General features: G+C 73.0%; 20 protein-coding genes and 1 tRNA gene. 15 read left to right on the forward strand and 6 right to left on the reverse strand.

Annotated elements, in window-relative coordinates; genetic code table 11:
* The first annotated feature begins 214 nt into the window (after positions 1-214).
* The 11 genes from ACU436_RS16765 to ACU436_RS16815 all read left to right on the forward strand — a co-directional run bounded on the left by ACU436_RS16765 (position 215) and on the right by ACU436_RS16815 (position 6,008).
* Complete coding sequence (locus ACU436_RS16765) at positions 215-694, forward strand: hypothetical protein (RefSeq protein ID WP_459026259.1); 480 nt, start codon at positions 215-217, stop codon at positions 692-694.
* 206 nt (positions 695-900) lie between these two features.
* On the forward strand, positions 901-1,500 hold the full coding sequence (locus ACU436_RS16770; protein ID WP_459026261.1) for a hypothetical protein: 600 nt from the start codon (positions 901-903) through the stop codon (positions 1,498-1,500).
* Complete coding sequence (locus tag ACU436_RS16775; protein WP_459026263.1) at positions 1,493-2,614, forward strand: SRPBCC family protein; 1,122 nt, start codon at positions 1,493-1,495, stop codon at positions 2,612-2,614. The genes ACU436_RS16770 and ACU436_RS16775 overlap by 8 nt, the downstream gene beginning before the upstream one ends.
* Positions 2,611-3,069, forward strand: coding sequence for a gas vesicle protein GvpJ (gvpJ, locus tag ACU436_RS16780; RefSeq protein WP_459026265.1), 459 nt, complete (start codon positions 2,611-2,613; stop codon positions 3,067-3,069). Before ACU436_RS16775 ends, gvpJ begins: the two co-directional genes overlap by 4 nt.
* Complete coding sequence (locus ACU436_RS16785; RefSeq protein ID WP_459026267.1) at positions 3,066-3,806, forward strand: GvpL/GvpF family gas vesicle protein; 741 nt, start codon at positions 3,066-3,068, stop codon at positions 3,804-3,806. The genes gvpJ and ACU436_RS16785 overlap by 4 nt, the downstream gene beginning before the upstream one ends.
* Entirely contained in the window at positions 3,806-4,036 is a 231-nt protein-coding gene (locus ACU436_RS16790; RefSeq protein WP_459026269.1) for a gas vesicle protein GvpG, read from the forward strand. The genes ACU436_RS16785 and ACU436_RS16790 overlap by 1 nt, the downstream gene beginning before the upstream one ends.
* 21 nt (positions 4,037-4,057) lie before the next feature.
* Positions 4,058-4,417 carry a gas vesicle protein GvpO gene (locus ACU436_RS16795; protein WP_459026271.1) on the forward strand — a complete coding sequence of 120 codons (360 nt, stop codon included), beginning with the start codon at positions 4,058-4,060 and terminating at the stop codon, positions 4,415-4,417.
* The gene (locus ACU436_RS16800; protein WP_459026273.1) at positions 4,417-4,797 is read left to right on the forward strand and encodes a gas vesicle protein; all 381 of its coding nucleotides are present in this window, start codon (positions 4,417-4,419) and stop codon (positions 4,795-4,797) included. The genes ACU436_RS16795 and ACU436_RS16800 overlap by 1 nt, the downstream gene beginning before the upstream one ends.
* The gene (locus ACU436_RS16805; RefSeq protein ID WP_459026275.1) at positions 4,790-5,539 is read left to right on the forward strand and encodes a GvpL/GvpF family gas vesicle protein; all 750 of its coding nucleotides are present in this window, start codon (positions 4,790-4,792) and stop codon (positions 5,537-5,539) included. Before ACU436_RS16800 ends, ACU436_RS16805 begins: the two co-directional genes overlap by 8 nt.
* A complete protein-coding gene (locus ACU436_RS16810) occupies positions 5,536-5,718 on the forward strand; it encodes a gas vesicle protein (protein ID WP_459026277.1) in 183 nt (60 codons plus the stop codon). Before ACU436_RS16805 ends, ACU436_RS16810 begins: the two co-directional genes overlap by 4 nt.
* Entirely contained in the window at positions 5,715-6,008 is a 294-nt protein-coding gene (locus ACU436_RS16815; protein ID WP_459026279.1) for a gas vesicle protein K, read from the forward strand. Before ACU436_RS16810 ends, ACU436_RS16815 begins: the two co-directional genes overlap by 4 nt.
* 793 nt (positions 6,009-6,801) lie before the next feature.
* Here the strand turns inward: ACU436_RS16815 and ACU436_RS16820 are convergent.
* The 5 genes from ACU436_RS16820 to ACU436_RS16840 are packed head-to-tail and all read right to left on the reverse strand — an operon-like array spanning position 6,802 to position 12,456.
* Positions 6,802-7,461 carry an FMN-binding negative transcriptional regulator gene (locus tag ACU436_RS16820; RefSeq protein ID WP_459026281.1) on the reverse strand — a complete coding sequence of 220 codons (660 nt, stop codon included), beginning with the start codon at positions 7,459-7,461 and terminating at the stop codon, positions 6,802-6,804.
* 24 nt (positions 7,462-7,485) lie between these two features.
* On the reverse strand, positions 7,486-8,616 hold the full coding sequence (gene galK, locus ACU436_RS16825; protein ID WP_459026283.1) for a galactokinase: 1,131 nt from the start codon (positions 8,614-8,616) through the stop codon (positions 7,486-7,488).
* The gene (gene galT, locus ACU436_RS16830; protein WP_459027018.1) at positions 8,613-9,710 is read right to left on the reverse strand and encodes a galactose-1-phosphate uridylyltransferase; all 1,098 of its coding nucleotides are present in this window, start codon (positions 9,708-9,710) and stop codon (positions 8,613-8,615) included. The genes galK and galT overlap by 4 nt, the downstream gene beginning before the upstream one ends.
* 2 nt (positions 9,711-9,712) lie before the next feature.
* A complete protein-coding gene (locus ACU436_RS16835) occupies positions 9,713-10,480 on the reverse strand; it encodes a DeoR/GlpR family DNA-binding transcription regulator (RefSeq protein WP_459026284.1) in 768 nt (255 codons plus the stop codon).
* The gene (locus ACU436_RS16840) at positions 10,480-12,456 is read right to left on the reverse strand and encodes a beta-galactosidase (RefSeq protein WP_459026285.1); all 1,977 of its coding nucleotides are present in this window, start codon (positions 12,454-12,456) and stop codon (positions 10,480-10,482) included. Before ACU436_RS16840 ends, ACU436_RS16835 begins: the two co-directional genes overlap by 1 nt.
* Positions 12,457-12,665: 209 nt before the next feature.
* Between ACU436_RS16840 and ACU436_RS16845 the strand changes: the two genes are divergently transcribed.
* The 3 genes from ACU436_RS16845 (at position 12,666) to ACU436_RS16855 (ending at position 13,970) form a co-directional block, all read left to right on the forward strand.
* The gene (locus ACU436_RS16845) at positions 12,666-12,893 is read left to right on the forward strand and encodes a hypothetical protein (protein WP_459026287.1); all 228 of its coding nucleotides are present in this window, start codon (positions 12,666-12,668) and stop codon (positions 12,891-12,893) included.
* A 43-nt stretch (positions 12,894-12,936) separates the two neighbouring features.
* Positions 12,937-13,009 (forward strand) — tRNA-Asn (locus tag ACU436_RS16850).
* A 601-nt stretch (positions 13,010-13,610) separates the two neighbouring features.
* Positions 13,611-13,970: a VOC family protein gene (locus ACU436_RS16855; RefSeq protein WP_459026289.1), complete on the forward strand. Its 360-nt coding sequence runs from the start codon at positions 13,611-13,613 to the stop codon at positions 13,968-13,970.
* A gap of 2 nt (positions 13,971-13,972) precedes the next feature.
* Here the strand turns inward: ACU436_RS16855 and ACU436_RS16860 are convergent, their stop codons facing one another.
* The gene (locus ACU436_RS16860) at positions 13,973-14,275 is read right to left on the reverse strand and encodes a hypothetical protein (RefSeq protein ID WP_459026291.1); all 303 of its coding nucleotides are present in this window, start codon (positions 14,273-14,275) and stop codon (positions 13,973-13,975) included.
* 164 nt (positions 14,276-14,439) lie between these two features.
* Here ACU436_RS16860 and ACU436_RS16865 point away from each other — a divergent pair, with 164 nt between their 5' ends.
* Positions 14,440-15,894: a mannitol dehydrogenase family protein gene (locus ACU436_RS16865; protein WP_459026293.1), complete on the forward strand. Its 1,455-nt coding sequence runs from the start codon at positions 14,440-14,442 to the stop codon at positions 15,892-15,894.
* Position 15,895 lies beyond the last annotated feature (1 nt).

Genomic DNA, 15,895 nt, shown 5'->3' on the forward strand with positions numbered 1-15,895 from the left:
CGTTGCGTGAAAGTGGCTTTGCTGCAAGGTGCGGGGCTCGAGCCGGGCTCGCCCACGTCTCGTGGAGCCTGCCGACTCCAGGAGGGCCCTGACGGACGAATTGCGGACAACCGGAGCAATTCGTTGCGCGAAATGGGGGACCGGCAGTTCGGCGGGACGTGCGAACATCTGTGATCAACCGTGCAGGATCGCATCGGCCGGGTACCTGGAACCGGTGATCGCCACCCGGCGGCGCGATTCGGCGGACGGGAGCGAGATGGTCCAGGTGGGCACGAACGCGGCGCCGGGAGTGCTGCGGATCCCCGGCGGCAACGGGTCGGGGCCCGACGAGCAGGCCCCGTTGGACGAGCTGAAGGCGAGCCTGCGGCGGTTGCTCGCAACGGTGCTGGACCGCGCGTTCGGGATCGCGCTGGAGACGGTGGAGGACCTCGCGGGCTGGCTGGACGAGGTGGCCGCGCGCGGCGGGATCAGGATGAACGCGCTGCTCGGCGGGGTCCGCTCCGTCATCGGCGGCCGCAACCCGCTGTGGGGTGCGGTAGTGGGCGGCTTCCGGGCCATGAGTCCCGCGACCAGGGTCGCGCTGATCACCGCGCTCGTGCTGGCGCTGGTCCTGCTCCCGGTGACCGTCGTCCTCCTGCTGCTGTTCCTGATCATCGCGGCGATCGTGGTCGCGGTCCGCGCGGCGGCCGGCTGATCATTCGGGTCGCTGCTCCACCGGTGGTGGAACGGCTGCGAACCGTGACTGCTCCGAACGGCCTAAATCTATGGAGATTGTTTCGGCACAGGCGGGGCACACGTGTGCGTGATCTATCTGCGGGGTAGACGCAGGGCGCTCCGGTCGGAGTGGATATCGCCCGGAAAACATGAGGAAGTGGAGATCCAGTGAAATGTGGAGCGCGGGTGGCCCTCGGCGTGGCCGGAGGCTACTTCCTGGGGCGCACGAAGAAGATGAAGCTCGCGATGATGCTGGCGGGCGTGGCGGCCGGCCGGCGGGCGGGTGGGCCGGGTGAGTTGCTGAAGAGCGGCACGAAGTTGCTGGGGAGCACCCCCGAGTTGGCAAAGCTGACCGACCAGGTGCGCGGCCGGCTCCTGGACGCGGGTAAGACCGCGGCGCTGGCCGTCGCCACCCGGCAGGTCGAGTCGCTCACCGACCGGGTGGGCCGGCGCGTCGAGTCGCTCGGCGACGTGGGGCTGCCCCGGCAGCGCGGGGCCGAGGAGCCGGCCGACGAGCCCGCCCCGCGGGACGGGTACGACGAGGACGAAGGCCCCGCCGACGAGGAGCGGGACGAGGAAAGCAGCGAGGGTTCCGGGGACGAGGAGACGCCGCCCGCGCGGCAGCGCCCGGCGCGGGCCCGGACGGCGAAGTCGTCCTCGGCCACCGCGACGGCGCGGCGGACCACGAGCGGGGCGGCGCGCAAGACCGGCTCCGCGGGCAAGGCCGCCACCGGCCGGCGCACGACCCGCAACTCGCGCACCCGGAGGAGCGAGGGCGATGGCTGAGAGCACCGTGGACAAGGCGAAGGATGCGCTGCCCACCGATGCGCTGCGCGATGCCGGCACGCGCCTGCTGGGCCTGCTGGTGCAGCGCGCGGCGGAGACCGCGGCCGAGCGGGTGACGGATCTGTCCGACCGGCTCACCGGGGTCGCCGAGAACGGCGGCAAGGGTCTGCGCGAGGCGCTCAACCCCGACGGCGGGCGGCGTGGGGACGACGAGGAGGAGGACGGCGAGTCCCGCCCCGGGCTGCTCAGCCGGGGGTTCAGTGCGCTCAAGGAGAAGGCGCAGGACGTCTTCGGCGGCGGGGGTGGCGGCGCGGGCGGCGGTGGCAAGAAGCTCAAGGTCACCGTCGTCAGCGAGGACCAGGACATCGGCCTGCCGCTGCGCACCACCTACGACCTGTGGACCCAGTTCGCCGACTTCCCGAGCTTCATGAAGAAGCTGGAGAGCGTCGAGCAGGAGAGCGACGAGAAGACGAACTGGAAGGCCCAGGTCCTGTGGTCCCACCGCACCTGGGAGGCCACGATCGTCGAGCAGGTGCCCGACTCCCACATCGTGTGGCGCTCCAAGGGGGCGAAGGGGCACGCCGACGGCGCGGTGACGTTCACATCGCTCGGGCCGAACCTCACGCGAGTGCTGCTGGTGCTCGAGTACTACCCGCAGGGCCTGTTCGAGCGCACCGGCAACATCTGGCGCGCCCAGGGCCGGCGCGCCCGCCTGGAGTTCCAGCACTTCCGCCGGCATGCGATGAGCCACGTGCTGACGCGCCAGGACGAGGTCGAGGGCTGGCGCGGCGAGATCCGCGACAGCGAGGTCGTCACGACCCACGAGGAGGCCCTCGAGGAGGAGCAGGGCGGCGAGCAGGAGGAGTCGTCGGAGCCCCGCGACGAGGCCGACGAGACAACGGACGAGGCGGCCGAGGACGTGTCCGCCGACGAGGAGGACCAGCCCGAGGACGAGTACGCCGAGGACGACTACCCGGAGGACGAGTACGCGGACGAGGACGAAGACGAGGACGAGGACTACGACGAGGCGGCCGACGAGGAGCTCGAGCCGGAGGCCGAGGAGGACAGGGAGCCGGTGACGGCGTCGAGAACACGACGAGGTGGTAGCGGATGACGGTGGCGACGCAGCGACAGGGCGGCGGTGGTGGGTACGTCGACCGGGGTGGCGGGAACTCCGGCAGCCTCGCCGACGTGGTCGAGCTGATCCTCGACCGCGGACTGGTGATCGACATATTCGTGCGGGTGTCGGTGGTCGGGATCGAGATCCTCACCATCGACGCGCGGATCGTCGTGGCGAGCGTGGACACGTACCTGCGCTTCGCCGAGGCCACGAACCGCCTGGACCTCTACAGCAAGGAGAAGCGCGGCAAGGACCTGCCCGAGCTCGTGCAGGGCGTCACGGAGGGCGCGACGCAGGGCGGGGCGAAGGGCAAGACGGCCGGCGTGCTCGACGCGGCTGCCGACAAGGTCGGGGACATGTTGGGCAGCGGGCGTGAGGACCGTGAGGGGGAGGAGGCGCCGCGGCGGCGCCCCCAGCGCCGGACCCGGGAGCGGGAGCGGGAGGAATGAGTCCCACGTACGTCTACGGGCTGGTCGGGGCCGACACCGAGCTGCCGGACGATCTGAAGGGGCTCGGGCCGTCGGGGAAGGTGTCCACGGTCGTGCATGGGGACGTCGCCGCGATCGTCAGCGACGTCCCGGCGGACCGGCCGCTCGGCACCCGCGACGACCTGCTCGCCCACGAGTCCGTGGTGGACACGGTCGCGGCGATCGCCGCCGTGCTGCCGATGCGCTTCCCGGCCGTCGTCGAGGAGGACGGGGTCGTGGAGGAGCTCCTCGTCCCGCACCACGACCACTTCGTGGCGGCGCTCGACGGGCTCGAGGGGCGCGTCCAGTACACGCTCAAGGGCCGCTACGAGCAGGACGTGGTCCTGCGGGAGGTGCTGGAGGAACTCCCGGAGGTCCGCGAGCTGCAGGCCGAGATCCGCGACCTGCCCGAGGACGCCACGTACCACCAGCGCCTCCGCCTGGGGGAGCTCGTGGTCGGGGCGCTCGAGGAGGAGCGCGACGCCGAGGCGGAAGAGCTGGTGCAGCGGCTCGAGCCGCACGTGGTCGGCGTGGTGATGCACGACCCCGGCCAGCCCGACGACGTCGTCAACGCGGCCTTCCTGGTGGAGCGCGAGCGCGTCCGGGAGTTCGAGGACGCCGTCGAGCAGCAGGGCGAGCGGCTGCACGGGCGCGTCCGGATGCGGCTGCTCGGCCCGCTCGCGCCGTACGACTTCGTGCCGGGGGACGAGGAGCAGTAATGGGTCTGCTGACGGGTCTGCTCGGTCTGCCGCTGGCCCCCGTGCGCGGGGTGCTGTGGGTGGCCGAGCAGATCAAGGACCACGCCGAGGAGCAGTACTACGACCCGGTCCGGATCCGCGCGCATCTCGAGCGCGTCGACGAGGCGCGCCGAGCCGGCGAGATCTCCGAGGAGGAGGCGGCCGAGCTCGAGAACGAGCTGCTGCAGCGGCTCATGGCGCGCGGGCAGTGATCCGGCGAGGAGGTGGCCCGATTGGCTGACGACGGGCAGGAGGAGCCCCGCCGGCCGCCGCGGCGGCCGCGGCGGAAGGTGGAACCGGGCGAGCGCAATGGCGTCGACCGCGTCCGGGCGCAGGTCCCGGCGCAGGTCGCGGCCCGCCGGGCGACGGAGCACGTCGTGGAATTCACCGGGCACGCCGTCGAGTCCGTCGTGTCGATCGACCGGTCCGACGGCGTGTGGGACGTCGGCGTCGAGGTCGTGGAGACGAGGCGCATCCCGGACACGCAGGACGTGCTCGCGATCTACGAGGTGCGCGTCGACGGCGGCGGTGACCTGGTGTCCTACCGGCGCACCCGCCGCTACGCCCGAGGCCAGCTCGACGGGAGGTCCTGATGACGTCCGGAGGGATGCCCGTACCCGGCCGCGCCCGCACGGCGGACCACCGGCAGGAGTCGACGAACCTCGCCGACATCCTGGAACGCGTCCTGGACAAGGGGATCGTGATCGCGGGTGACATCCGCGTGAACCTCCTCGACATCGAGCTGCTGACGATCAAGATCCGGCTGCTCGTGGCGTCCGTCGACAAGGCCCGTGAGATGGGCATCGACTGGTGGGAGCACGACCCGACGCTCAGCTCCGGCCGGCGCGACCTGGCCGAGGAGAACCGCAGGCTCCGCGAGCGCATCGGCGCGCTGGAGGCGGGTCGCACAGCGGAGCGCGACGGGGAGGCGCGCGAGGTGGAGCCGGCGGAGCGGGAGGAGACACGTGGCTGACGCGCTCGTCTACCTCTACGCCGTCACCGACACCGACGTCCCGGTGCCGGCCGTGGACGCCGGGGTCGACGGCGCACCGGTCCGGCGGGTCGTCGCAGGCGGGCTCGCCGCCGTCGTCAGCTCGGTGGACCCGGTCCGCTTCAGCGAGGAGTCGCTGCGGCGCAGCCTGGAGGACCTGCAGTGGCTGGAGACCACCGCCCGGGCCCACCACGCCGTGGTGGACGCGACGGCGCGGGGCGGCCCCGTCGCGCCTGTCCGGTTCGCCACCGTCTACCTCGACGACGACCGGGTGCGTGCCCTGCTCACCGAGCGGGAGGCGGAGTTCGCCGCGGCGCTCGCCCGCGTCCGCGGGCGGGTCGAATGGGGGGTGAAGGGGTTCGCCGTGCCGTCGGCGACACCCGCCGAGCTGGAGCCGGCGCCGGGCGCCGGTCCCGGCGCCTCGTACCTGGCGCGGCGGCTCGCCGAGCGCAAGCGGGCGGCCCGCGGGCAGGAGGAGGCGCTCGCGGCGGCCGAGGCCGTGCACCGCGAGCTGGCCGCGGTGGCGCTCGCGAGCAGGCGGTACCCGGCGCAGGACCCACGGCTCACCGGCCGCAGCGAGGAGATGGTGCTCAACGCCGCCTACCTCGTGGAGGACGACGGGGCGCTGCGGCAGGTGGTCGAGCAGCGGGCCGCCGGGCCCGTGCGGCTGGAGCTCACCGGCCCGTGGGCGCCGTACTCGTTCGCGACGCTGGAGGAGCCGTGACGCTCGCTGCCGACCGTGCCCCGGACCGTGACGTCGCCCTGGTGGACCTGCTGGACCGGCTGCTCGCCGGCGGCGTCGTGATCACCGGTGAGGTGACGATCTCCCTGGCCGACGTCGACCTCGTGCACGTCTCCCTGCGGGCCCTGATCAGCTCCGTGTCGACCCTGGTGGAACCGTGACCGACGTGCCGGAGCGGCTCGAGCTCGACCCCGACTCGGTGGGAGAGGGCCTCGGCAGGCTCGTCCTCACGCTCGTCGAGCTGATCCGCCAGCTGATGGAGCGGCAGGCCCTGCGCCGGGTGGAGGCGGGCGACCTGCCGGACGAGAAGGTCGAGCAGCTCGGGCTCGGGCTCATGCGCCTGGAGGAGGCCATGACGGAGCTGCGCGAGCACTTCGGCCTGCGGCCGGAGGACCTGAACATCGACCTCGGCCCGCTCGGGGACCTGCTGCCGCGGGACCCCGGCCGTTAGGAGCGGCACGCCCGCCTGCGACGAGCCCGTCCCTGCTGGGTGGCTACGCGACGATCCGGTGGTCCGGTTTCTGCCGCGATGGCCCTCGGCGATCGTCGGTGCGTTCCGCGGAACCCTGCTGGGGCTGTTCACAGCCTCGAGATCGACGTGGTGGGGCTCGGTTCAAGTCGAACCCTGATGAGGTCTACGTCGTCCCGGTGGACAACTCGGCCGGCCGGGCCCCCGCCGGCATCCGGCTCCCGGTCGGGGCCAGAGGGAACGCGTTGCAGGGCGGCAACGGTGTCCGGGGTGAGGGCCGAGGAGGCGAGTCGGGACCACCGGATAGTGGCGTGGGCACCCGGCAGTGACGGTCTCGTCGGAAACGGGCGTGCCAGAGGGTCGGGGACGGCCGCCCGCGTAACCCCAGGGTCCGGTAGTGGCGCCAACCCGGCCACCGCGCCCACCGGCGGGGCCGGCGCCGACTCTGGTGCCGGCTTGCGGCACCCGGGACGGGTGTGGATCGCCTCCGGTCGCGAGGTGGGATCGGTTGTCCATGGTTGTGGCAACGACGATGCACCCGAACATGGCAGGCCAGGGCGTCGATCAAGGGCTGATGGTCGCTGTTGAAGATCGACTAGCGACCATTTCGCCTTGATCACCGAACGCCGGCGCGGCCGATTCGGCAACACGTTCTGGGTGAGCGTCAGGTCCCGGTTCCCTCGATCAAGCAGGCCACGGACCGGCTGGGCCACCGCGAGCAGCGGGTATCGGCTCGGTCGTCCGCCTTGCGCGGACACCGCCTGGACGTCGCTCGCTACGGCCGGAGTCGTTCAGGACCCTCCTGGCGACCGGCGGCCGCCCGGGCGGCCCGGACGGCGTCGGCGTTGGCCGTGTCGCCGCGGGCGTCGAGGCCGGCGACCACGCCCTCGACGTCGGCCGGCGGGCGGTTCTGGCTCATCTTCACCTTGGCCTCGACGCGGCTGATCACCAGCTCGACGCCGACGATCGCCCGCAGCTGCCCGGCGACGAACTTCTCGGGCGCGTCGTCCACCGCCCACGGCGCTGCCTCGCCGGCCTCGTGCAGGCCGGTGAGCTCGCGGACGAGATCGGCGAGCCATGCGGGGTCGTCGTGCACGCGCAGCTCGCCGTAGACGTGGGCGGTGGCGTAGTTCCATGTCGGGACGACGCGCCCGTGCTCCGCCTTGGACGCGTACCAGTTCGGCGTGATGTACGCGTCCGGGCCGTGCACGATCACCAGCGCATCCCCGACCGGAGGGCGGCTCCACTGGTCGTTGTTGCGCGCCAGGTGCCCGCGCAACACGCCGTGCTCGCCCTCGTCCGGGCGGAAGACGAACGGCAGGAACGTGGCGACCAGCCCGTCCTCGGTCATCGTGACCAGGTCGGCGGCCTGCGGACGGGAGAGCAGCTCCCGGACGGTCGCGTCGTCGGGGGCGAAGGCGGCGGGGACGTACACGCCCCCAGTGTGCGCCCCGGCGGGCTACGCGATCCGCTCCGCTCCGGCGGAGGGCTCGGTGGCGCGGATGTCCGGCTCGCGGTGGCCCGCCGTCGCGAACGCCGCGCGCACCGCTCCGGCAACCGTGTCGATGCCGTCGGTCGGCACCAGGGCGATGGCGGAGCCGCCGAACCCGCCGCCCGTCATCCGGGCACCGAGCGCGCCGGCGGCGCGGGCCGTGGCACAGGCCAGGTCGAGCTCGGCGCAGGACACCTCGTAGTCCCCGGCCAGCGAGGCGTGCGAGGCGTCGAGCAGCGGGCCGATCTCGGCGATCCGGCCGGCGTCGAGCAGCGCGACCGTTCGCCGGACCCGGGCGATCTCGGTGACGATGTGCCGGGCGCGGGGGAGCAGGTCGGCGTCGAGCGCGGCGAGGTCCTCGACGGTGGCGCCGCGGAGGCTGGGCCGGCCGAGCGCGTCCGCCGCCTTCTCCACGGCCGCGCGCCGGGCGCCGTACTCGTTGTCCGCGTGGCTGTGGCGCACCTTGGTGTCGATGACGAGCAGCGTGAGCCCGACCTCGGCCGGCGCGAACGGGACCTGCCGCGTCGAGTCGTCGTGCGTGTCGAGCAGCAGCGCGTGGCCCGGCTTGCCGAGCAGCGACGCGGCCTGGTCCATGCCGCCGGTCTGCGCGCCGACCACGTCGTTCTCCGCCCGTCGGCACGCGTCGATGAGGACCTTCCGGCCCTCGGCGGAACCGCCGAGGCCGAGCCCGTACAGGTCGTCGACGGCCAGCGCCGCCCCGCACTCGAGGGCCGCGGACGACGAGAGCCCCGATCCCAGCGGGACGGTGTCGGTGACGAGCAGGTCGATCCCGCCGACCGCGTGGCCGGCCTGCCGCAGCGCCCACAGCACCCCGGCGACGTAGCCCGCCCAACCCTCCGGCCGGCCCGGCCCGACGTCACCGAGCCCGCCGTCGAAGCCGCCGTCCTCCGAGAGGCTGCGCAGCCGGAGCCGGTCGTCGTCGCGCTTCGCGACCTCGACGACGGTCCGCTGGGGGATCGCGAACGGCAGGCACAGGCCGTCGGCGTAGTCGACGTGCTCACCGATCAGGTTGACCCGGCCGGGCCCGGCCCAGCGGCCGTCCGGCTCCCGCCCGAAGAACTCCCCGAAGGCGCTCACGATCCGACCTCCCGCAGCCGCTGCGCGATCCGCTCCGGCAGCGCGTCGTTGATCCAGGCGCCGGCCCCGGACTCCGAGCCGGCGAGGTACTTGAGCTTCCCGGGCGCGCGGCGCAACGAGAACAGCTGCAGGTGCAGCCGGGTGAGGTCGCGCCCGGTGTGCACGGGCGCCTGGTGCCAGCCCGCGATGTACGGCGGGTGCGGCGCCTCGTCGAAGTAGACCTCGAACCGGTGCAGCAGGTCGCGGTACAGGTCGGCCAGCTCGGCGCGCTCCTCCTCGGCGAGCTCGGTGAAGTCGCGGACGGGCCGGTGCGGCACGAGGTGCGCCTCCACGGGCCAGCGCGCCGCGGCGGGCACGAACACCGTGAAGTGCGTGCCCTCGCGGACCAGGCGGGTGCCGGCCCTGCGCTCCGCGGCCAGCACGTCGTCGTGAAGGTCGCGGCCGGTGCGCTGGCGGTGCTCGACGGCCTTGTTCAGCAGCTGCCCGGTACGCGGCGTGACGAACGGGTAGGCGTAGATCTGCCCGTGCGGGTGCTCGAGGGTCACCCCGATCTCCTTGCCGCGGTTCTCGAACGGGAACACCTGCTCCACGCCCGGCATGGCGGACAGCTCCGCGGTGCGGTCGGCCCACGCCTCGATCACCGTGCGCACGCGCTCGACCGGCAGCGCCCCGAAGGACGAGTTGTGGTCGCTGGTGAAGCAGACGACCTCGCACCGCCCGATCGCCGGTCGCTGCGGCCACAGCGGGTTCCCGTCGACCTCGGCCGGCACGTCGGTGGCGACGTCCTGGGCGAAGGAAGGGAACCGGTTCTCGAACACCACGACGTCGTAGTCCGACGCCGGGATCTCCGACGGCGCGTGCCCGGGCCGCGTCGGGCACAGCGGGCAGGCGTCGGCCGGCGGGAGGAACGTGCGGTCCTGGCGGTGCGCCGCGATCGCCACCCACTCGCCGGTGAGCACGTCGTAGCGCATGATCGACCCGGTCTGCACCTTCGGCAGGTCCCGGGTGTCGGGCGGCGGGACGCGGTCCGGCGTGACGTCGTCGAAGTAGATCAGCTCGCGCCCGTCGGCCATGCGAGCGGTCGTGCGTGTCAGGGTCATGCCGCCAGCACCAGCCGTCCGCAGCTCTGCTCCAGGACCTGACGTGCCTCCGGTTCGAGGCCGTCGTCGCTCACGACGACGTCGGCCTCGTCGAGGGTCGCGATCGTGCTCAACCCCACTACTCCCCATTTCGAGTTGTCGGCCACCACGGCCACCTGCCGGGCGCAGTCGTAGAGCGCCCGGTTCGTCTCCGCCTCCGCCAGGTTCGGGCTGGTGAAGCCGGCCCCGGCATCCATCCCGTGCACCCCCATCAGCAGCCAGTCGACGTGCAGCCCGCGCAGGGCCGCCACCGCGACCGGCCCGACCAGCGCGTCCGAGGGGGTGCGCTCACCGCCGGTGAGCACGACCGTGAGGTCGGGGCGCGGCGACGCGTGCAGCACCTCGGCCACCCGCAACGAGTTCGTGAGGACCGTGAGCCGCGGGATCCCCAGCAGCACCGACGCGACGGCATGCGTCGTGGTACCCGCCGACAGCGCCACCGACGCCCCCGGCTCGACGAGCGCGGCGGCCGCCTCGGCGATCGCCCGCTTCGCCGCCGTGTGCAGCGTCGACTTCACCGCGAAGCCGGGCTCCTCCACGCTGCTGCCGGTCGCGGTCGCGCCGCCGTGCACGCGGGAGACCAGCCCGCGCCGGGCGAGCTCGTCGATGTCGCGGCGCACGGTCATGTCGGACACGCCCAGCCGGTCGACCAGTTCCGACACGCGCACGCCACCGTCGGTGCGCACGGCGTCGAGGATCAGCTCCTGGCGCTGCCGGGCGAGCATCAGCCCTCGTCCGACTCGATCACGGCGGCGGCGCCCGCCGCCACCCGCACCTCGCCGTCGGCCCGCTCACCGGTGAGCAGGTCCGTGCCGGTGGCCGGGACGCCGGCCGGCAGGTCGCCGCGGTTGAGCACGAACAGGTACCGCCCGCGGCGCACGACCTCCAGCCCGGGCTGCGGCGCCTCCAACCGCTCGACCCCCGCCTCCCGCGTGAGCCGGTCGGCCAGCGAAGCGGTGGCGTCGTCGTCCAGCCAGGTGGCGAGGTACCAGGCCGCGCCCTCGCCGACGGCCCGGCGGGTGAGCGCGGGCGTGCCGGGTAGCGGGCCGTCGGTGTAGCTGGCGACGACCTCCGCGTCGCTCGCCTCGAGCAGCTCGGTCCAGACGTCGGCGCTGCTGCCGTCGTCGAGCGCGACGGTGACCCCGGGCAGGAGCGGCGCGAACTCCTCCGTGCGCACGCCCAGCAGCTCCCGGAACGCGCCCGGGTAGCCGCCGAGGCGGACGTGGTCGTGCTCGTCGACGATCCCCGAGAAGTAGGTGACGAGCACGTGCCCGCCGCCATCCGCGTACGCCTGAAGGGCTGCGGCCGTCTCGTCCGTGCACAGGTACAGCGTCGGGACGATCACCAGCTTGTAGCCGGACAGGTCGGCCGAGGGGTGCACGACGTCGGCCGTGGCGCCCAGCTCGGTGACCGCGCGGTGCCAGCGCAGCGCGGCATCCATGTAGCGGACCTTGCAGCTGGGGTGCGAGACGAGGTCGCAGGCCCACCAGGCCTCCCAGTCGATCAGCAGGGCGACGTCCGCATCGACGGTGCTCCCGGCCACGTCGCCGAGCTTCTGCAGCGCCGCCCCGAGCTCCGCGACCTCGCGGAAGCGGGCCGAGTCCGGACCCGCGTGCGGCACGAGCGCCGAGTGGTACTTCTCCGCGCCGGCCCTCGACGCCCGCCACTGGAAGAAGCCGACGGTGTCGGCGCCGCGGGCGACGTGGCGCAGCGAGTCGAGCAGCAGCTCCCCCGGCTTCTTCGCCGGGTTCACCGGCTGCCAGTTCACCGCGCTCGTGGCCGACTCCATCAGCATCCACGGCTCGCCGCCCGCGACGCCGCGCGTGAGGTCGTCGCTGAAGGCCTGCTCGGCGCGCGGGCGCGGCAGCCGGGTGTCGATGTAGTGGTCCTGCGAGACGAGGTCGAGCTGCGGCGCCCAGCGGAAGTAGTCCGTGCCCGCCTGCCGCGGGTTGACCATCAGGTTCGTGGTGACCGGGACGTCCGGCGACAGCGACCGCAGCACGTCGCGCTCCGCCCGGTAGTGGTCCAGCAGCGCGTCGGACGAGAAGCGGGAGAAGTCCAGCTCGTGGCCCGGGTTGGTGAACGTGGGCGTGAGCCGCGGCGGCAGCACCTCGTCGAACGAGGAGTAGCGCTGCGACCAGAACGCCGTGCCCCAGGCCTCGTTCAGCTTGTCGACCGAGCCGTACCGGCGCACGAGCCAGCGGCGGAACGCGGCGGCGCTCACGTCGCAGTAGCACCGCACGACGTGGCAGCCCAGCTCGTTGCTGACGTGCCAGAGCTTCAGGGCCGGGTGGCTGCCGTACCGGCGGGCCAGCTCGCCGACGAGCTGCAGCGCGTGGTCCCGGAACACCGGCGAGCTGGGGCACCAGGCCTGCCGGCTGCCCGGCCAGAGCGTGCGCCCCTCGGCGTCGACCGGCAGCACCTCCGGGTGGCGCGTCGTGAGCCACGGCGGCGGCGACGCGGTGGCCGTGGCCAGGTCGACGGCGATGCCGTTCGTGTGGAGCAGCTCGAGAACCTCGTCGAACCACTCGAAGTCGTACTCGCCCTCGATGGGCTCGAGCAGCGCCCACGAGAACACCCCGAGCGTCACGAACCCGACACCCGCCTCCTTCATCAGCGCCACGTCCTCGCGCCACACCGAGGGGTCCCACTGCTCGGGGTTGTAGTCGCAGCCCATCGCGATGCCGGGGAAGGGGAGCACGTCGTCCTCTCATCGGGTGACTCGCACACAAGACAACACTTCCGAACAGAAACCCAAGCGACCCTGGTATGGGAGTCCGGCACGTGTCAAGGCGGACGGGTCCGTCCGGCCGCAGCGCCGAACGTACCCATCGGCGATCGGCCGATTCCGGCGCTCCCGCCGCGCGGCACCATGGACGGACGGGGGGACGCACGAACCGGGGAGACGACATGTGGAAGTTCCTGCTGGGCGCCGCCGTCGGGTACGTACTGGGCGCCCGCGCCGGCCACGAACGCTACGAGCAGCTGCGCCGCACCTACCAGCGCGTCGCCGACCACCCCGCCGTCCAGGCCGCCTCGGGCGTCGTCCGCGCCCGCGTCGAGGAGGCGGTCAACGGGCACAAGCACACCGACGCCGCCGGGGAGGGGCCCCGCGGGCGGGCGGGGGCCGTGCGCTAAGGTTCTCCCTGCCAGCGGGGGCTTCGTCCCCGCGCCCGTACGGTCCTCCGTAGCTCAATTGGCAGAGCATGCGACTGTTAATCGCAGGGTTGTTGGTTCGAGTCCAACCGGAGGAGCATCACCCCAGGTCAGCGGCCTGACGGGGACTCCGGATGCGGCCGCGCTGGAGCCGGCGGGCTGCGCGGGCAGGCCGGGGCCTGCCCGGAGGGTGCGCGGCGCCACCGGAGGCGGCCTCTTCGTGATCAGCTGTGGCTGGGCGCCCTCGGGTGGGCGCTGCGGCGAATCTCGGACCGATCATGACGCGTTGATCGTTGCGAGGTCCCGCTCATGGCCCTCCCGGGGGCGGTCGCAAGCATGTGATCCTTGGGAAGCGCTGTCCGCGGCGCGCGGGTGCCCGCCTCGCAGGGTGGATGCCGCCGAACCCGGCCGGCAGAAGTCGTCCACCGGGACGACGTAGACCTCACGGGGCTTGGATCTTGCTCGGAGACCCGTCACATCGATCTCGAGCCGGTGGACAACTCCGCGGCGTTCCGCACCGGCGATCGTCGAGGGCCTGGTCGCGGGACGGGAGCACCGGACAGTCGCGTAGGCGCCCAGCAGGGCGGGCGCTACCACGACGTGGTGATCTACGGCCTGCTCCGGGAGGAGGCGCGAGGGAGCTAGTCGAGCTCCCTTTTCTCCAAGCCGTCGGGGGCGCCTGGCTGCCATCCTGACTCGATGATCAGAAGAGTCGTCGCCTACGCCGACGGAGATGACCTCGCCGCCTCCCGGGACTTCTACGTCGGGGTCCTGGGGTTCCAGATCGCCATGGACGACCCGGTCCTCGGGGTCACCTCGCCGGCCAACCCCACGGCCCAGGTCCTCATCCCGCCCCGGGGGATGGAGAACCCCCCGCCGCGCTTCGGGGTCGACCTCGGTGACCCGGCCGCGGTCGACGCCGCGCACGCCGAGGCCGTGCGCCGCGGGCTGCGCGTCGTGTACCCGCTGACCACCGAACCGTGGGGGGTCCGGAGGTTCTTCGTGGAGGACCCCAGCGGCACCGTGGTCAACGTGCTCGCCCACGTCTCGAAGGAGTGACGTCAGGCCCGCCCGCTGAGCCGGTCCACCTCCTCTTTGGCCTCCCGTAGCCCCGCGCCCGTGGCCTCGCGGTAGGCCTTGATCGCCTGGACCGTCTTCCCACTTCGCAGCAGGGCCTCGACCTCCTGGAGGTGCGGGTCGGGCATCTCGACGCCGAGCTGGTCGAGTACCGCGTCCAGCTTGCGTTCGACGAGGGCCAGCCGCCGCATCTGGCGGCGCTCCGACTCCCGCCGGTTGACCAGCGCGCCGGCGGTCACCATCACCAGTACGCCGGCGATCGCCAGTGCCACGAGCGTGTATTCCACGCCACCGGACCCTAGTCAGGCGGCCCGGCGCCCCTACCAAGGGCGAATGTCCCCCGACGCAACCCCGTCTGCGGGAGCCGGGACCGGTGCCGTGCGATCGTCGGGGGTACCGACTCATCATTCGTCGACTACACGTTCGAGTTCGAGACCAGGGACGGCCGAGAATGACGCTCACGATCGAGCCCCGCTCCGACGTGGCCCGGCCCGGCTACGACCGGTCCCGGATCACGACCGGGATCGTCCACATCGGTCTCGGCAACTTCCACCGTGCCCACCAGGCCATGTACGTCGACCGGTTGATGAACCGCGGCACGGCCTTCGAGTGGGGGATCTGCGGGGTCGGGCTGCTTCCCGGCGACGCCCGCATGCGCGACGTGCTGACCGCCCAGGACCACCTGTACACGCTGGTGGTGAAGCACGGCGACGGCACGGTGGAGCCACAGGTGATCGGCTCGGTGCACGACTACCTGTTCGCCCCCGACGACCCGGAGGCCGTGCTGCGGGTGCTGGTGGCCCCGACCACCCGCATCGTGTCGCTCACCGTCACCGAGGGCGGCTACCTCGTCGACCGTGCCACCGGTGAGTTCGACGCGACCGGCCCCGCCGTGCGGCGCGACCTGCGCACCCCGCACGAGCCGGTGACGGCCTTCGGCCTGATCACCGAGGCCCTGTCCCGCCGTCGCGCCGCCGGAACACCCCCGTTCACCGTGATGAGCTGCGACAACCTGCCCGGCAACGGCGAGGTGACGCACCGCGTGGTCACCGCGTACGCGCAGCGGGTCGACCCGGAGCTCGCGGCGTGGATCGATGCGGAGGTCGCCTTCCCCAACTCGATGGTCGACCGGATCACGCCGGTCACCTCCGACGCGGACCGGCGGCTGGTGCACGACCGGTACGGCATCGACGACGGCTGGCCGGTCCCGGCGGAGCCGTTCGTGCAGTGGGTGCTCGAGGACCGCTTCCCGATGGGCCGCCCCGCCTTCGAGGAGGTCGGCGTGCAGGTCGTGGACGACGTCGCGCCCTACGAGCTGATGAAGCTGCGGCTGCTCAACGCGAGCCACCAGGGGCTCGCCTACCCGGGCCTGCTGGTGGGACACACCTTCGCGCACGAGGCCGCGACCGACCCGTCGATCGTGGGCTTCCTCGGCGCGTACACGGCGGAGGCGCGCCCGACCCTGCCCCCGGTGCCCGGCATCGACCTCGACGCCTACGTCGCCGAGCTGTTCGAGCGGTTCACCAACCCGGCGATCGCGGACACGCTCGCGAGGCTCGCCACGGACGCGTCCGACCGGATCCCGAAGTTCGTGCTCCCGGCCGTCCGCGACAACCTGGCCGCGGGCCGCCCGGTCGACGCGGGCGCGGCGCTGGTCGCCATGTGGGCGCGGTACTCGGAGGGGACCGACGAGGCCGGGCGGCCGCTGCCGATCTCCGACCCGCTGCACGAGCGGCTGGCCCCGCTCGCGGCGCGGCAGCGCACCGAGCCGCTCGCGTTCCTCGCCGCCACCGACGTGTTCGGTGACCTCGCGAAGCGGCCCGCGTTCACGGAGCCGTACCTGCGTGCGCTGCACAGCCTGCACGAGGCGGGAACGGCCGGGTTGCTCCGCGGCCTCGTGCCCTGAG

Source organism: Pseudonocardia wallangbongensis (assembly GCF_054486945.1).